At 55.8% G+C, this 15,263-nt stretch carries 17 protein-coding genes; 9 read left to right on the top strand and 8 right to left on the bottom strand.

What is annotated here, in order from left to right:
- The first annotated feature begins 235 nt into the window (after positions 1-235).
- The 4 genes from EKL29_RS18885 (at position 236) to yciA (ending at position 2,501) form a co-directional block, all read left to right on the top strand.
- Positions 236-652 carry a YkgJ family cysteine cluster protein gene (locus EKL29_RS18885; protein ID WP_126690425.1) on the top strand — a complete coding sequence of 139 codons (417 nt, stop codon included), beginning with the start codon at positions 236-238 and terminating at the stop codon, positions 650-652.
- Between the two features lie 27 nt (positions 653-679).
- The gene (locus EKL29_RS18880) at positions 680-1,414 is read left to right on the top strand and encodes a YciC family protein (RefSeq protein ID WP_120454033.1); all 735 of its coding nucleotides are present in this window, start codon (positions 680-682) and stop codon (positions 1,412-1,414) included.
- Between the two features lie 59 nt (positions 1,415-1,473).
- Positions 1,474-2,013 carry a septation protein A gene (locus EKL29_RS18875; protein ID WP_120454031.1) on the top strand — a complete coding sequence of 180 codons (540 nt, stop codon included), beginning with the start codon at positions 1,474-1,476 and terminating at the stop codon, positions 2,011-2,013.
- 65 nt (positions 2,014-2,078) lie between these two features.
- Positions 2,079-2,501 (top strand): acyl-CoA thioester hydrolase YciA, encoded by a 423-nt coding sequence (gene yciA / locus EKL29_RS18870; RefSeq protein ID WP_103795988.1) that lies wholly within the window; start codon positions 2,079-2,081, stop codon positions 2,499-2,501.
- A 28-nt stretch (positions 2,502-2,529) separates the two neighbouring features.
- Here yciA and tonB read toward each other — a convergent pair whose 3' ends face one another.
- Complete coding sequence (gene tonB / locus EKL29_RS18865) at positions 2,530-3,273, bottom strand: TonB system transport protein TonB (protein WP_120454029.1); 744 nt, start codon at positions 3,271-3,273, stop codon at positions 2,530-2,532.
- Positions 3,274-3,474: 201 nt separating this feature from the next.
- Here tonB and EKL29_RS18860 point away from each other — a divergent pair, with 201 nt between their 5' ends.
- The 3 genes from EKL29_RS18860 (at position 3,475) to EKL29_RS18855 (ending at position 5,198) form a co-directional block, all read left to right on the top strand.
- Complete coding sequence (locus EKL29_RS18860; protein ID WP_120454027.1) at positions 3,475-3,771, top strand: YciI family protein; 297 nt, start codon at positions 3,475-3,477, stop codon at positions 3,769-3,771.
- A gap of 77 nt (positions 3,772-3,848) precedes the next feature.
- Positions 3,849-4,022, top strand: coding sequence for a hypothetical protein (locus tag EKL29_RS23390; RefSeq protein ID WP_311779043.1), 174 nt, complete (start codon positions 3,849-3,851; stop codon positions 4,020-4,022).
- Between the two features lie 105 nt (positions 4,023-4,127).
- Positions 4,128-5,198: an acyltransferase gene (locus EKL29_RS18855; protein WP_126690424.1), complete on the top strand. Its 1,071-nt coding sequence runs from the start codon at positions 4,128-4,130 to the stop codon at positions 5,196-5,198.
- Between the two features lie 27 nt (positions 5,199-5,225).
- Here the strand turns inward: EKL29_RS18855 and EKL29_RS18850 are convergent, their stop codons facing one another.
- Positions 5,226-5,399 carry a YciY family protein gene (locus EKL29_RS18850; protein ID WP_126690423.1) on the bottom strand — a complete coding sequence of 58 codons (174 nt, stop codon included), beginning with the start codon at positions 5,397-5,399 and terminating at the stop codon, positions 5,226-5,228.
- A gap of 161 nt (positions 5,400-5,560) precedes the next feature.
- Here EKL29_RS18850 and cls point away from each other — a divergent pair, with 161 nt between their 5' ends.
- Entirely contained in the window at positions 5,561-7,021 is a 1,461-nt protein-coding gene (gene cls, locus EKL29_RS18845; protein ID WP_120454025.1) for a cardiolipin synthase, read from the top strand.
- Positions 7,022-7,066: 45 nt separating this feature from the next.
- Complete coding sequence (locus tag EKL29_RS18840; protein WP_033746744.1) at positions 7,067-7,390, top strand: HI1450 family dsDNA-mimic protein; 324 nt, start codon at positions 7,067-7,069, stop codon at positions 7,388-7,390.
- 132 nt (positions 7,391-7,522) lie between these two features.
- Here EKL29_RS18840 and oppF read toward each other — a convergent pair whose 3' ends face one another.
- The 6 genes from oppF to EKL29_RS18810 all read right to left on the bottom strand — a co-directional run bounded on the left by oppF (position 7,523) and on the right by EKL29_RS18810 (position 14,887).
- Positions 7,523-8,524, bottom strand: a complete 1,002-nt coding sequence (gene oppF, locus EKL29_RS18835) for a murein tripeptide/oligopeptide ABC transporter ATP binding protein OppF (RefSeq protein ID WP_120454023.1) — start codon at positions 8,522-8,524, stop codon at positions 7,523-7,525.
- On the bottom strand, positions 8,521-9,534 hold the full coding sequence (locus EKL29_RS18830) for an ABC transporter ATP-binding protein (RefSeq protein ID WP_120454020.1): 1,014 nt from the start codon (positions 9,532-9,534) through the stop codon (positions 8,521-8,523). The genes oppF and EKL29_RS18830 overlap by 4 nt, the downstream gene beginning before the upstream one ends.
- Positions 9,535-9,545: 11 nt before the next feature.
- The gene (gene oppC, locus EKL29_RS18825; RefSeq protein ID WP_120454019.1) at positions 9,546-10,454 is read right to left on the bottom strand and encodes an oligopeptide ABC transporter permease OppC; all 909 of its coding nucleotides are present in this window, start codon (positions 10,452-10,454) and stop codon (positions 9,546-9,548) included.
- A 14-nt stretch (positions 10,455-10,468) separates the two neighbouring features.
- Positions 10,469-11,389 (bottom strand): oligopeptide ABC transporter permease OppB, encoded by a 921-nt coding sequence (oppB, locus tag EKL29_RS18820; RefSeq protein ID WP_120454017.1) that lies wholly within the window; start codon positions 11,387-11,389, stop codon positions 10,469-10,471.
- Positions 11,390-11,482: 93 nt separating this feature from the next.
- A complete protein-coding gene (oppA, locus tag EKL29_RS18815) occupies positions 11,483-13,120 on the bottom strand; it encodes an oligopeptide ABC transporter substrate-binding protein OppA (RefSeq protein WP_120454015.1) in 1,638 nt (545 codons plus the stop codon).
- Positions 13,121-13,270: 150 nt separating this feature from the next.
- On the bottom strand, positions 13,271-14,887 hold the full coding sequence (locus tag EKL29_RS18810) for an ABC transporter substrate-binding protein (protein WP_126690422.1): 1,617 nt from the start codon (positions 14,885-14,887) through the stop codon (positions 13,271-13,273).
- Positions 14,888-15,263: the final 376 nt, after the last annotated feature.

The following is a 15,263-nucleotide window of genomic DNA, read 5'->3' as shown; positions in this document are numbered from 1 at the left end:
AATAAACGTAGGGAATTATGGTGTGACGTTGTGGGCAACGTTCTAACGCGATTTAACAAAAAATGCACCTGAATCAACTGCAATAAAGCGCTTAAAAAACAATGGATTGATTCAGATCAATTTTGGCGGGGAGGACTCACCTGAAATTTTGCTTGAAGAAATTCATCGGCGTGATTATTTTGATTTTTCTCCGTGTTGATTTTGGTTCGATGCCTCAGGAGTGGCGGGCGATCAAATGAGCGATAATTCCAACCCTTGCATGACCTGCGGCGCCTGCTGCGCCCACTTCCGCGTCTCTTTTTACTGGGCCGAAGCCGATGACGCCGGTGGCATCGTCCCGACTGAACTCACTGAACCCTTAAGCCTGCTGATGCGCAATATGCGCGGCACCAACGCGCGCGAACCGCGCTGTGTGGCGCTGCAGGGCGAGCCTGGCGGCTGCGTCTCCTGCGGTATCTATGAGCAGCGTCCTTCGCCCTGCCGCGAGTTCGCCATGTCGGGCGAAAACGGCATCCATAATGAAGCCTGCGATCGCGCCCGCGCGCGCTATGGCCTGCCGCCGCTTTTTCACCCTTCTTTACCTTCCATGACAGAAAGTTATCTCGCTGCGGGTGCCAGCTTCGGGCCAGACCATGTACAATCGCCGGGTTAATCAACCCGGTTCCACCAAGGAGTGTACATGTCTATCACGGCAAGCTCGTTATACCGTGACACAGGAAATTTTTTCCGCCACCAGCTGCTGACCATCGTGCTGATGTCGTTACTGACGGCCTTCATCACGGTCATTCTGGTGCACGCTTTTACCCCGGGCGGCGATCAGCTGGCCCAGCTCCAGCAGGGCGATACCAGCGCCTCTTCGCTGTTTGAACTGGTGCAGAATATGTCGCCAGATCAGCAGCGTATCCTGCTGCGCGCCTCTGCGGCCGGCACCTTCTCGGCATTGATCGGCAATACGCTGTTGCTAGGCGGCATGCTCTGCCTGATCCCGATGGTTTCCGCCGGACATCGCGTCAGCGCGCTGCGCGCTATCGGCGCCGCTGCGCCGCTGCTGCCGAAGCTGCTGCTGCAGACATTTTTGATTACCCTGGTGGTGCAGCTGGGCTTTATGGTAGTGATGGTGCCGGGCATTATTCTGGCGATACTGCTGTCGCTCTCGCCGGTTATCCTGGCGAACGAAAAAAGCGGCATTCTGGCTGCGATGCGCGGCAGCTGCCGGCTGGCATGGAAAAACGTTAAGCTGATCGCTCCAGCGATTATTCTCTGGCTGCTGGCGAAAATGGTGCTGCTGTTCGCCTCCTCCTCGCTGACGGCGCTGCCGGATAACGTGCTGGCCGTTACGATAACCGCTATCGGCAACCTCATCTCCGCGCTATTGGTTATCTATCTTTTCCGGCTTTATATGCTGGTCCGTTAAGCCCGCAGCGCCCCTTCGGGCGCGCGGCTTTTTACTGTTTTAGCTGAACTGGAATGACTATGAAGCAGTTACTCGATTTCCTTCCTTTAGTGGTCTTCTTTATTTTCTATAAGCTTTACGACATTTTTGTCGCCTCCGGCGCGCTGATTGTCGCTACCGGCCTGGCGCTGGTGGCGAGCTGGGTGCTCTATCGCAAGCTGGAGAAGATGACCATTTTCACCTTCGCGCTGGTGGCGATATTCGGCACCCTGACGCTGGTTTTCCATAATGATGAATTTATTAAATGGAAAGTTACCGTCATCTACAGTCTGTTCGCGCTCGCGCTGCTCTACAGCCAGTTCTTTATGGCGCAGCCGTTGATCAAAAGCCTGCTGGGCAAAGAGATTAAGCTGCCGGAAATCACCTGGCGCCGCCTTAACGTCGCCTGGGCGATCTTTTTCCTTGCCTGCGGCCTGGCGAATATTTATGTGGCGTTTTGGTTGCCCGAAGCCTTTTGGGTTAACTTTAAAGTATTCGGTCTGACCGCGCTGACTCTGCTGTTTACCCTGCTTAGCGGGCTCTACATCTGGCGACAGATGCCGCAACAAGAAGAAAAATAAACGAGGCCCGGCCAGACCGGGCATGACGGGCGCAGCGCGCCTTCACCTGCATAAGAAGTTGAGCAATGGGCGAAAGACATAAGTTGCCGCAAGGCGAAATGGTGTTGCGTACCCTGGCGATGCCGGCGGACACCAACGCCAATGGCGATATTTTCGGCGGCTGGCTGATGTCGCAGATGGATATGGGCGGCGCCATTCTGGCGAAAGAGATTGCCGAAGGACGCGTCGTTACCGTGCGCGTTGACGGCATGTCGTTTCTGAAGCCGGTGGCGGTTGGCGATGTGGTGAGCTGTCACGCGCGCTGTATACGCACCGGTAACAGTTCGATGACCATCAATGTAGAGGTATGGATCAAGAAGGTCTCTTCCGAACCTATCGGTCAGACCTACTGTGCCACCGAAGCGGTGTTTATCTATGTCGCCGTGGATAGTGAAGGTAAATCGCGCCCGCTGCCGCCGGGACGCGCGAATCTCGAACCGGCGGAGTAAGGTAAAAGCGGTCAGAGGACCGCTTTTTTTATTCGATGCTGGTGCCGCCGTTGATCTTGAAGACGATATTCATCTTCAGGTTTTTACCGGGACGGCCAGGCTGATAGCGCCACTGCTTCATCGCCTGTTTAACCTCGCGCTCGAACATATTGCGCGGCTGGGCGGAAAGAATAGTGACATTTTCCACCCTTCCGTCAGCGCCTACGTCAAACTGCACCTGCACCCGTCCTTCAATGCGCAGCGCCAGCGCGCGCGTGGGATATCCCGGCTTCGAGACGCTGATCGCCTTAGGCCCCTGCGAAACTGACTGCGTCGGCGACGGGTTCGATTTCGGCGCGGTCGTCGGTTTCGTCTGCGTAGCGGGCGCGTCCTGATTAAATGGATTCTCCTGCGGCTTCGCCTCCTGACGCGGTTTCACCTCGCGCTTGTGCTCGACCTTAGGTTTGGGCTTGGGTTTCGGCTTCGGCTTAGGTTGCGGCACAGGAATCGGCACCGGCTCGGCCTTAGGCGGTTCCGGTACCGGCTGAGGTTCCGGCTCCGGCTCAGGCTGGGGTTCCGGTTCCGCCTGCGGCTGCTTTACCACAGGCGCGGGTTCAGGCTGCACTTCCGGCGCGACCAGACTGACGCTGATCGGCTGCGATACCTTGGGTACGTTGATAACCTGATGAAACGAGGCATAGAGAATGCCGGCAATTACTGCACCGTGCAGGACAACAGAGAGCAGCACGGAAACAGGCGTACGTTTATGAATGGGCATTGTCAACGTGGTCATAGCAGTCGCAGTCAAAGAATGAAGCAACGATTTTAAATGCAAATAGCAATCAGTTTCAATAACTGCTGAAAAATGGTCAGATATTGCTGTTTTTTAAACTAACCTGCTCCACCTCATACATTACGCCATCTTTCGTTTGCACTCTTATTTACGATCCCTTACCGTGTTGCGAAAATATGATGAGCCAATGGGGGCTTTCAAGTGCTGTACATCATCTACGCCGAAGATAACGCTGATTCTCTGGAAAAACGCACCTCTGTGCGCCCTGCCCACCTGGCGCGCCTGCAGCTGCTGCAGGATGAAGGCCGTTTGATCGTCGCCGGTCCAATGCCGGCCGTCGACAGCAACGATCCGGGCGTCGCAGGTTTTACCGGCTCAGCTATCATCGCGGAGTTCAGCTCGCTGGAAGCCGCGCAGGCCTGGGCGGAAGCCGATCCCTATATCGCGGCTGGCGTCTATAAAAACGTCTCGGTAAAACCGTTCAAACGCGTTTTCTGACTGTTCGCCCGGTTCTGTCCTGATGGCTTCCGCGTCCGCGCCGAAGCCATTTTTATTTCGCTAACGGAGTCACCGCTATGCAATGGCTGGTTATTGCGCTGCTGGCGCTGGTCCTGGTTCTGATTGCCAGCGCGCTGCTGCTCTGGCGTCGTCACGGCTGGAAGCAGAAAAAACACTTGATTGTGATGCTGATCGTTATCGCCGCGGCGGCGCAGCTGGTGAATCTGGTGCTGGTCAGTCGACCACACTGAGCAGAAACGTCAACCTTTCGTAAAGAAAGCCTCCTTACAACATTAAGAATTCCCTCAATTACCGTTATACTGCGCCTCCTTTTAGCCCTCTGGCGCGTATGACGTATGGAAAATAAACAGATAAATTCTGTTCAGGCATTGCGGGGCATCGCTGCGCTTGCTGTTCTGGCCTTTCACTATCGCTACACCATTAATATGCAGTTTCCAGGAGCAGGCGATCGTCTGTTCGGCTGGGGCGCTATCGGCGTGGATCTTTTCTTTGCTCTCAGCGGTTTTGTCATTACGCTATCTGTTGCGCGTATGTCTACCGGACCGCAAGTCGCATGGCGCTTTATTCAGCGTCGCCTGCTGCGTTTATTGCCTGCTTATTATTTCCTGCTTTTACTGAGTTTTGCGCTGGGTGGTGGCATGAGTCTTTTGCACTATCAGGATAAACTCGACAACCTGATTAGTGCCCTGACGTTTACTACGGTTAGTGCTGATAATGGCCCCTTTTACGTTGATGATTCAGGTCTCTACGGGATCCGCTGGACGCTGAATTATGAGATCTGGTTCTATTTGCTAATGGCCTTCAGCCTGTTACTGCGTCATCGCTGGATAGTGCTGGCTGCGTTGCTGGTAGCGTCGCTAATTCTTTTTCCTCTGTTACAGGGGCAATCTTTGTCGCTGGAAACACAGGGTTATGCTTTCCGCTACGGAATGCTTAATCTAATTACTAACCCCATTATCTGGGAGTTTGCAGCCGGTGTGGCTGTAGGACTGGCATGGCCTGCGCTGCTGCGCTTACCGACGCTCACTCGGCGACTAATGCTTATCGTAAGCGTGGCCTGGACTATCTTTCATATCCTGGACCGCACGCATGTCGCGCACGGCATTACCTATTCTGGCGGGGTAGTGTGTCTGCTGCTGATGTCGGTAGCGATTAATGACGATTTGCTGGCCCGGCTGACGCCACGCTTTTTGATTTGGCTTGGCGATATTTCTTATTCGCTCTACCTGATCCACAACGTTATTATGAGAATGGTAGACAGAAGAGTGCCTGTACATGGCGTTATGCAGTTTCTGGTCGCGCTGGCGCTCTCTCTTCTCGTCGCATGGCTTTCGCAGCGCTATATTGAAAAGCCAGGATACCGACTCTTTACTTCACGATCCGCCGCGCGTATCAAATCAACATAAAAAAAGCCGCCCTTGCGGCGGCTCTGGTCAGATATTCTGCGTGATGAACAGAATCGAACGGCGCTGCTGCTGCGCCAGCTGCTGGCGAATCGCGTGGATACGACTGTAGCGACGCGACTGGCCTTCCAGCCAGCGGGCGCGTCGGCGATGCACCTGGCGCAACATTCTCCAGCGTGCCACTTCATTTCTGCTCTTTCTCATCACCTGCTCTCCTGCTTCGACATCACGCGGCCGCATTATAAACATCTTCGCGCCAATGCCAACTCGGATCTCTTATCGAACTCCTGCGGCGATTGGGGGTTTCGTTGTCCTCTGTCAGCACGTAAACTTCTCTGACCAAGCGCGAACGGGATGTCCACTTAATGACCACTTTTTACACTTTAATCAGCTGGTTGCTGCTGTTTGGCTACTGGTTGCTGATTGCCGGCGTCACGCTACGTATTTTGATGAAGCGCCGTACGGTCACTTCCGCCATGGCCTGGCTGTTGATTATCTATATCATTCCTCTGGTGGGCATCATTGCATACCTCTCTTTTGGCGAATTGCATCTGGGCAAGCGCCGCGCGGAGCGGGCGCGCACCATGTGGCCCGCCACGGCAAAGTGGCTAAGCGACCTTAGACAGCGCAGCCATATTTTCGCCACCGAGCACAGCGACGTTGCACGCTCACTGTTTCAGCTCTGCCAGAATCGCCAGGGGATCGCCGGTGTCAAAGGCAATCAGCTACAGCTGCTCACCAGTTCGGATGACGTCATGCATGCGCTCATCCGTGATATTCAGCTGGCGCGCCACAATATTGAGATGGTTTTTTATATCTGGCATCCCGGCGGGCTGGCGGACGAGGTGGCCGAGTCCCTGATGGCGGCCTCGCGGCGCGGCGTGCACTGCCGTCTGATGCTCGACTCCGCAGGTAGCGTGACCTTTTTCCGCAGCCCCTGGGTGGGCATGATGCGCAATGCTGGCATCGACGTGGTGGAAGCGCTGCAGGTCAGCCTGCTGCGCGTATTCCTGCGCCGAATGGACCTGCGTCAGCATCGCAAGGTGGTGCTGATTGATAACTACATCGCCTATACCGGCAGCATGAATCTGGTCGATCCGCGCTTTTTCAAGCAGGACGCGGGCGTCGGCCAGTGGGTCGATCTGATGGCGCGGATGGAAGGCCCGGTCGCAACCACCATGGGCATCGTCTACAGCTGCGACTGGGAGATCGAAACCGGCAAACGTATTCTGCCGCCGCCGCCCGACGGTAATATCATGCCGTTCGAGCGCGAAAGCGGTCATACCGTGCAGGTCATCGCCTCCGGGCCCGGCTTCCCGGAGGATATGATCCACCAGGCGCTGCTGACTGCCGTCTATTCGGCACGCGAGCAGCTGATTATGACCACGCCCTATTTCGTGCCGAGCGACGACCTGCTGCACGCCATCTGCACCGCGGCGCTGCGCGGCGTCGAAGTGAGTATTATCGTGCCACGCCATAATGATTCTCTGCTGGTCGGCTGGGCGAGCCGCGCCTTTTTTAGCGAGCTGCTGGAGGCAGGCGTCCGGATCTATCAGTTTGAGGATGGTTTGCTGCACACCAAGAGCGTGCTAGTGGATGGACAGCTTAGCCTGGTCGGGACGGTGAATCTGGATATGCGCAGCCTGTGGCTCAATTTTGAAATCACGCTGGTTGTGGATGATGCGGGCTTCGGCAGTGATTTAGCCTGCGTGCAGGATGATTATATCGCGCGAGCGCGCCTGCTGGACGCAAAGCGCTGGTCAAAACGTGCCTGGTGGCAACGCATTGTTGAACGACTGTTTTACTTCTTTAGCCCTTTACTGTAAAACGAGCGGAAATTGCAACGCGGCCACAGGCAGACAGAACCGATGATGGATTTAAATAATCGCCTTACCGAAGACGAAACGCTGGAACAGGCTTACGACATTTTTCTTGAACTGGCAGGCGACAACCTCGATCCGGCGGATATTATTCTTTTCAACCTGCAGTTTGAAGAACGCGGCGGCGCAGAGCTGTTCGATCCTTCGGAAGACTGGAAGGAGCATGTCGATTTTGATCTCAACCCGGACTTCTTCTCTGAAGTGGTGATTGGGCTGGGTGAGGCGGACGGCGAGCCGATTACCGATGTTTTCGCGCGCGTGCTGCTGTGCCGCGAAAAAGATCACAAGCTGTGCCATATTCTCTGGCGCGAGTAAGCGACCCGACAAACTGCTACAGCAAATAACAGGGACCGAAAGCCGCAGACAGCTCCGGCAGCGAAGCCTTTTTGCGAACGGCCCTGTTACACATTAGTCAATAAAACGCCGGGCTCCTGCCCGGCGTTTTGTTTACAGCGGATCCACCTTCAGGCAGGAGACCGCATGGCGGAAACTCCCCTCGAGCAGCGGCCGCGTTTTAGCGCACTCCGGACCGGCAATCGGGCAGCGGGTACGGAACACGCAGCCTGACGGCGGATTGATCGGCGACGGCAGCTCCCCTTCCAGCAGCTGAATCTGCTTGTTCTTCTCCAGATCGGGATCGGGAATCGGCACCGCCGACATCAGCGCGCGCGTATAAGGGTGCTGCGGATTGTTATAGACCGCATCGTAGGTGCCCAGCTCTACCGCATGTCCAAGATACATCACCAGCACGCGGTCGGAGATATGCTTCACTACCGCCAGATCGTGCGCGATAAAGATTAGCGACAGCCCCATCTCGCGCTGCAGCTGCTGCAGCAGATTGACCACCTGCGCCTGAATCGAGACGTCGAGCGCTGACACCGGCTCGTCGCAAATAATCAGCTTCGGCTCCAGGATCAGCGCGCGCGCGATGCCGATACGCTGGCACTGGCCGCCCGAAAACTCATGCGGATAGCGGTTAATCAGGTTCGGCAACAAACCCACTTTCATCATCATATTTTTGACGCGGTCTTTCACTTCCTGACGCGGCATCTTTGGATGATAGGTACGCAGCGGCTCGGCAATGATATCGCCGATGGTCATACGCGGGTTAAGCGACGCCAGTGGATCCTGGAAGATCATCTGGATATCGCTGCGTGCCTTACGCCACTCCTCTTCGCTCTGGCCGAGCAGATCGCGCCCCAGCCAGGCGACGCGGCCCTCGGTGGCCTTTACCAGACCGATAATCGCGCGCGCCAGCGTCGATTTGCCGCAGCCGGACTCGCCGACCACGCCCAGGGTTTCGCCCTCATAAAGGCGCAGGCTGACGCCATCCACCGCCTTCAGGGATTTTGGCGGCTGCCAGAACCACTGACGACCATCTTTAATGTCGAAATGCACCTTGAGATCGGCGATTTCCAGCAGAACTTTTTTCTCAGCGACGGTACTCATACTAACTCCTCCACCGGCTTAAAGCAGGCGCGCAGGCGCCCTTCACCAAACGGCAGCAGCGGCGGCGACTGGGTGCAGATATCCATCGCATGCGGACAGCGCGGCTGGAACGGGCAGCCCTGGGGCAGACGCAGCAGGTTTGGCGGGTTGCCAGGAATGGTGGTCAGGCTTTCGCCTTCGGCGTCCAGGCGCGGCACCGCGCTCAACAGGCCGATTGAATAGGGATGCGCCGGCTGGTAAAAGACGTCGCGCGCGCGGCCATATTCCATGGTGCGCCCGGCGTACATTACCAGCACCTTGTCGCAGATGCCTGCGACCACGCCCAGGTCGTGGGTAATCATAATAATCGCGGTATTGAACTCGCGCTTCAGCTCGTTGAGCAGCGTCATGATCTGCGCCTGAACCGTTACGTCGAGCGCCGTAGTCGGCTCATCGGCAATCAGTAGCTTAGGCCGACAGAGCAGCGCCATGGCGATCATTACGCGCTGGCGCATCCCACCGGAAAACTCATGCGGGAACATTTTCATGCGCTTGCGCGCTTCCGGCATTTTCACCGCGTCCAGCATGCGCACCGACTCTTCAAAGGCCTGCGCCCCACTCATCCCTTTATGCAGCTTCAGCACTTCCATCAGCTGATCGCCGACGCGCATATAAGGATTAAGCGAGGTCATCGGATCCTGAAAGATCATCGCAATCTGCTCGGCGCGCAATTTATTCAGCGCTTTTTCCGGCAGGTTGAGGATCTCTTTGCCATTAAACAGCGCGGTGCCGCCGATGCGGCCGTTTTTCGCCAGCAGTCCCATCAGGGCGAACGCCGTCTGCGACTTGCCGGAGCCCGACTCGCCGACGATGCCCAGGGTTTCGCCGGCGCGCAGCGAAAAGTTCAGGTCGTTGACCGCCGTGACGTCGCCATCATGGGTCTGGAAAGTCACGCGTAAATCCTTCACTTCCAGTAACAGGTCGCTTCCCGCGCGGGCAGCCATCGCTGGCTGAAATTCATGAATAGTCATCGGGAAACTCCTTAGCGATCTTTCGGGTCGAGGGCGTCACGCAGGCCATCGCCGATAAAGTTGAAACAGAACAGCGTCACCACCAGAAAACCAGCCGGGAACAGCAGCAGCCACGGCGCGACTTCCATTGAGTTAGCGCCATCGCTGAGCAGCGCACCCCAGCTGCTCAGCGGCTCCTGGGTGCCGAGGCCGAGGAAGCTGAGGAAGGACTCAAACAGGATCATGCTCGGCACCAGCAGCGAGGCGTACACCACCACCACACCCAGCACGTTCGGCACGATATGGCGCAGCACGATGCTGGGGGTCGAGACACCACCGACGTGTGCCGCTTCGATAAACTCTTTACGCTTCAGGCCCAGCGTCTGGCCGCGCACGATACGCGCCATATCGAGCCACGAAACCATGCCGATAGCGGCAAAAATCAGCAGGATATTGCGACCGAAAAAGGTCACCAGCAGGATAACGAAGAACATAAACGGAAAAGAGTTCAGGATCTCCAGAATACGCATCATCACCGAGTCGATTTTGCCGCCGAGATAGCCAGCGAGCGAGCCGTAGAGCGTGCCGACGATCACCGCGATCAGCGCCGAGGCGATACCGACCATCAGCGAGATACGTCCGCCGATGGCGACGCGCACCAGCAGATCGCGCCCGGACGAGTCCGTGCCGAACCAGTGACCGGAAGTGGTATCCGGCATGGCTGACATCATTCCCCAGTCGGTATCGTCATAGGCGAACTGAGAAAACATCGGGGCGAAAATTACAAATAACGTAATCAGCATCAGCACCAGCAGACTGATCAGCGCCGCACGGTTATGGATAAAACGGCGACGCGCATCCTGCCACAGGCTGCGCCCTTCTACCTCCAGCTTTTCGCTGAAGGCATCAAGAGCTTCGCTGTTCTTCTTACTCAACATCATCGCGAGCTCCAGCTTTAGTAACGGATTTTCGGATCGATCACGGCGTAGAGCACGTCCACGATCGCATTGAAAATAATGGTAAGCACCCCGACCAGGATAGTCAGGCTCATGACCAGCGAGTAATCACGGTTCAGCGCGCCGTTCACAAACAGCTGTCCGATGCCCGGCAGGCCGTAAATTGACTCAATCACCATTGAACCGGTGATAATGCCGACAAACGCCGGACCGAGATAAGAGAGCACCGGCAGCAGCGCAGGCTTAAGCGCATGGCGCATCACGATGCGTCGCAGCGGCAGGCCTTTGGCGCGCGCGGTGCGGATGAAGTTGGAGTGCATCACTTCAATCATCGAGCCGCGGGTAATACGCGCGATACTGGCGATATAGGCCAGCGACAGCGCCACCATCGGCAGCAGCATATAGCGCAGCTGTCCGCCGTTCCAGCCACCGCCGGGCAGCCATTTCAGGGTAATGGCGAAAAGCAGCACCAGCAGCGGCGCCACCACGAAGCTGGGTATCACCACGCCGGTCATGGCGACCCCCATCACCGCATAATCCCACAGGCTGTTCTGCTTCAGCGCCGCAATGACGCCCGCCGTCACGCCAAGTATCACCGCCAGCACAAAGGCCGCCAGGCCAAGTTTGGCGGAAACCGGGAAGGCGTGAGAGACCAGATAGTTAACCGTATAATCTTTGTATTTGAACGAAGGGCCGAAATCGCCGTGCGCCAGCTGGATCAGATAATCGAGATACTGCTTGCCGATGGGATCGTTCAGATGGTACTTCGCTTCGATATTCGCCATCACTTCAGGCGCCAGCGTGCGTTCGCCGGTAAAAGGACTGCCTGGCGCGAGGCGCATCATAAAGAACGAGATAGTGATCAGCACGAAGAGCGTGGGAATCGCTTCGAGCAGTCGACGCAGGATAAATTTTAACATTGCCGTACCTACCAGGCTTATTGCTTCATAAAGCGTACAAAGTACATAAGGGCGACGCGCCATGCGCCGCCCTTGCCGATAGCCTGTTTGCTATTAGTGTTTGATAATATAGAAATTCTTGTCGAGAGTTTTATCCAGCGGATCTTTCCCGGTATAGCCGCCGACGTAAGGTTTCACCAGGCGTGCGTTCACGTAGTAGTAAACCGGCACGATGGTGCTGTCCTTATCCATAATCTGCTCTGCTTTGGCATAATCCGCCGCGCGCGCTTTGTCGTCTGCCGCCTTGATCGCATCGTGGATCACTTTATCAAACTCGGCGCTCTTGTAATGCGACGTGTTGTTGCTGCTGTCGGAGAGCATGGTATTCAGGAACGACGTCGGTTCGTTATAGTCCGCGCACCAGGCCGCGCGCGCCACGTCAAAATTGCCCTGATGACGCGTATCCAGGAAGGTTTTCCACTCCTGGTTTTCCAGCTTGATATTGACGCCGATATTTTTCTTCCAGATTGAAGAAGCGGCGATCGCCAGCTTTTTATGCAGATCGGAGGTGTTATAGAGCAGATTGAACGTCAGCGGCTTATCGGCGGTATAGCCCGCTTCCGCCAGCAGTTTTTTCGCCTCTTCGTTACGTTTATCCTGCGACCACTTGAACCAGTCCGGCGGGAGAATATCCATACCGTCTGTCGCTGGCGGCGTATAGCTGTAAGCCGGCAGCTGGCCCTGCGCCAGCACTTTGTTCACGATAATATCGCGGTCCAGACCCAGCTTGAGTGCGGCGCGCACGCGCGGATCGGTAAATGGCGCTTTCTGGTTGTTGATTTCATAGTAATAGGTGCAGAGATAGGGATCGACATGCAGCTCTTTGCCGTTTTCGCGCTGCAGTTTTTTGAACAGCTCAATCGGCATGTTGTTGTAGGTCATGTCGCTGCCGTTTTCCGAGAAATAGCGGTTAACGTCGCTGACTTCGGAGTTGATCGGCAGGAAGGTTACCTTGTTCAGTACGGTATGGGCGTTGTCCCAGTATTGCGTGTTGCGCACCAGGGTAATGCGTTCGTTAATCACGTGCGCTTCCAGCTTGAACGCGCCGTTGCCGACCCAGTTCTGCGCCTGCGTCCACTGGTCGCCGAATTTTTCAATCGCCGGCTTATAAACCGGTGACATCACAGCGTTAATCAGCAGTTTGTAAAAATAGGGCACCGGCTCGCTCAGCGTCACCTGCAGCGTATGATCGTCCAGCGCTTTGACGCCCAGCTCAGAGGTCGGCTTTTTACCGGCGATAATGTCATCGACGTTCTCAATATGGCCATACTGCAGATAGCTGGCGTACGGCGAGGCGGTTTTCGGATCGGCCAGACGCTGCCAGCTGTAAACGAAGTCCTGTGCGGTCACCGGCTCGCCGTTTGACCATTTGGCATTGTTGCGCAGATGGAATGTCCAGACTTTAAAATCTTTGTTTTCCCACTTTTCTGCTACGCCCGGCACCGGGTGGCCGTCGCTGTCGCTGACCAGCAGCCCTTCATAGAGATCGCGCGCAACGTTATCTTCCGGCACGCCTTCAATCTTGTGCGGATCCAGCGACTGCACTTCATCGCCGTTGCCGCGCACCAGCTCTTGTTTCGCCGCCAGTTCGACGCCCGCCGGAACGTTTGCCGCCACTGCATTCCCTGCCAGTGCACCGATCGCCGCCAGCACGCCAGCGGCAATCAGGCTTTTTTTCGTGATGTTGTTCATTATTACACTCCAGTTTTTTATCTTCACCGAGACGGCAAGCCGTATCGGCGTCCCCCGTTAGCGGGTTCCTCATTTTGGCTGAGGATAGTCATGTGCCCCGAAAGGCTTCGGCACTGCGCGCGCTTCCCGGCTTATGTTGCCGGGTAAGCCTCAGTGCTTTTTAATGTAGTAATATTTCAAACCGGTCATATCGAGCGGGTCTTTACCGGTGAAACCGCCTGTCCAGGGTTTCACCAGCCGCACGCTGACGCGGTAATAAACTGGCACAATCGCCGAGTCGCTGTCGAGTTGCGCTTCAGCCTGCTGATAGAGAGCGGCGCGCGCCTCCTCGCTGCTGGCGGATAAAGTTTGCGCCAGCAGACGATCGTATTTTTCGCTGTGGTAAAAGGCGGTATTGATAGAAGCGTTGCCGATCAGCATATTGAGAAAGGTCGACGGCTCGTTGTAATCGGCGCACCAGGTGGCGCGCACCACGTCATACTGTGCCTGATGCCGCGTCTCCAGCAGGGTTTTCCATTCCTGATTTTGCAGGCTGACCTGCGCACCGAGGTTCTTTTGCCACATAGACGCGGCCGCAATTGCCTGCTTTTTGTTTTGATCCGAGGTGTTATAAAGCAGCGTAAAGCGCAGCGGATGTTGCGCATTGTAGCCCGCCTCGGCCAGCAGCTTTTTGGCCGCCGCGTTGCGCTCCGCCTGGCTCCAGGTAAACCACGCGGGCGGCGTCAACGTTATGCCCGCCGTCGAGGGCGGCGTCAGACTGTAAGCGGGGATCTGCCCCTGCCCCATGATCTTCTGCGTAATGATATCCCGATCCAGCGTCAGCTTGATGGCGGTGCGTACGCGCGCATCAGTAAACGGCGGCTTTTTGTTATTAATCTCATAATAAAAGGTGCAGAGCAGCGGACTGACTTTCACCTGATCGCCCAGCTCGTTCTGAAGCTTATGGAAAAGCTCAGGCGGCACCACGCTGTTGGTCATGTCGGTATTGCCGCTGCGATAGCGGTTAACGTCGTTATGATCCGACTCGATCGGCAGGAAGGTACCCTGCTCAATCACCGTATGGGCGTTATCCCAGTAGCCCGGATTGCGCTTCAGCACCAGCTTCTCGTTGATCACCCATTCGCTCAGCAGATAGGCGCCGTTACTGACGTAGTGCTCTGGACGGGTCCAGGCGTCGCCCCACTTCTCTACCGTCGCCGCATTAACTGGCGACAGCGCGGCATTTGCCAGCATGGAGACAAAATAGGGGACGGGTTCGCTCAGCGTGACCTGCAAATGATGGTCGTCCAGCGCCTTAACGCCAAGACGATCGGGCGGGGCTTTCCCGGCAACGATTTCATCGACACTGGTGAGGTGCGCCGCCTGGAGATAGCTGGCATAGGGTGATGCGGTTTTGGGATCGGCGAGACGTCGCCAGCTGTAAACGAAATCCTGCGCGGTAACGGGCGCGCCGTTGCTCCATTTTGCGTCGTCGCGCAGGGTAAAGGTCCAGACCTTCCCGCCCTCGTTTTGCCATGATTGCGCCACGCCCGGCACGATAGTGCCGTTGTTGTCGGTCGTCACCAGCCCTTCCAGCAGATTGGCTATGATGCGCGACTCAGGCACGCCTTCGATCTTTTGCGGATCAAGCGACGAGACCTCTGTGCCATTGTTAATAACGATATTTTGCGTGGCGGCGATTTCAGTGCCTGAGGGTATGGTTGCGGCGTGCGCGGCGCCGAACATTATCATTAAGCTGACTGACAGCGGCGTAATCTTCCATTTCATCAAAAAAGTAACCCTTCTTTTTTTTTAAGCCCTTTAGCTCATAAGCAAGAAGCGTTCTCACTTTGAGACCAAATGAAAAACTATTGCGCCGAAAATTAGCAGACCGGCCGACCTGCCGACAAAGTAAAAATAACAAAAATGTTACCTGATTCTCTTTTATCACATCTGCATGCGGGAGCATAGCGTTAATTTTTACGGGGAAATAAGGCTTATCACTCTGTTTCTACAGGCATTTATCAGCTTTACCAGCTTTACAGGCGCTTTACCCTTCTTTCACTCTTTAAAATGCGCGACCCTTCTGCGTTTTTCATCTTTGTAAAAACAAAACGCAAGTAATTGCAGCTTTCGTGCCAGTTTATTGTGGCATTTCTGCAGA

Origin of the sequence: Pantoea sp. YU22 (assembly GCF_003970755.1) — a bacterium.
GTDB classification, from domain to species: domain Bacteria; phylum Pseudomonadota; class Gammaproteobacteria; order Enterobacterales; family Enterobacteriaceae; genus Pantoea; species Pantoea piersonii.
Note: the sequence above shows the minus strand (reverse complement) of the source record. Positions and strands in the feature narration are given on the sequence as shown.

Bases quoted from the DNA above. Each gene is read 5' to 3' on its own strand.
- tonB (WP_120454029.1), bottom strand. From the start codon at position 3,273: ATGACCACGTTGACAATGCCCATTCATAAACGTACGCCTGTTTCCGTG.
- oppB (WP_120454017.1), bottom strand. From the start codon at position 11,389: ATGTTAAAATTTATCCTGCGTCGACTGCTCGAAGCGATTCCCACGCTC.
- EKL29_RS18840 (WP_033746744.1), top strand. From the start codon at position 7,067: ATGGATTTAAATAATCGCCTTACCGAAGACGAAACGCTGGAACAGGCT.
- EKL29_RS18850 (WP_126690423.1), bottom strand. From the start codon at position 5,399: ATGAGAAAGAGCAGAAATGAAGTGGCACGCTGGAGAATGTTGCGCCAG.
- oppF (WP_120454023.1), bottom strand. From the start codon at position 8,524: ATGAGTACCGTCGCTGAGAAAAAAGTTCTGCTGGAAATCGCCGATCTC.
- EKL29_RS18885 (WP_126690425.1), top strand. From the start codon at position 236: ATGAGCGATAATTCCAACCCTTGCATGACCTGCGGCGCCTGCTGCGCC.
- EKL29_RS18875 (WP_120454031.1), top strand. From the start codon at position 1,474: ATGAAGCAGTTACTCGATTTCCTTCCTTTAGTGGTCTTCTTTATTTTC.
- yciA (WP_103795988.1), top strand. From the start codon at position 2,079: ATGGGCGAAAGACATAAGTTGCCGCAAGGCGAAATGGTGTTGCGTACC.
- EKL29_RS18880 (WP_120454033.1), top strand. From the start codon at position 680: ATGTCTATCACGGCAAGCTCGTTATACCGTGACACAGGAAATTTTTTC.
- EKL29_RS23390 (WP_311779043.1), top strand. From the start codon at position 3,849: ATGCAATGGCTGGTTATTGCGCTGCTGGCGCTGGTCCTGGTTCTGATT.
- oppA (WP_120454015.1), bottom strand. From the start codon at position 13,120: ATGAACAACATCACGAAAAAAAGCCTGATTGCCGCTGGCGTGCTGGCG.
- EKL29_RS18830 (WP_120454020.1), bottom strand. From the start codon at position 9,534: ATGACTATTCATGAATTTCAGCCAGCGATGGCTGCCCGCGCGGGAAGC.
- EKL29_RS18855 (WP_126690424.1), top strand. From the start codon at position 4,128: ATGGAAAATAAACAGATAAATTCTGTTCAGGCATTGCGGGGCATCGCT.
- oppC (WP_120454019.1), bottom strand. From the start codon at position 10,454: ATGATGTTGAGTAAGAAGAACAGCGAAGCTCTTGATGCCTTCAGCGAA.
- EKL29_RS18810 (WP_126690422.1), bottom strand. From the start codon at position 14,887: ATGAAATGGAAGATTACGCCGCTGTCAGTCAGCTTAATGATAATGTTC.
- cls (WP_120454025.1), top strand. From the start codon at position 5,561: ATGACCACTTTTTACACTTTAATCAGCTGGTTGCTGCTGTTTGGCTAC.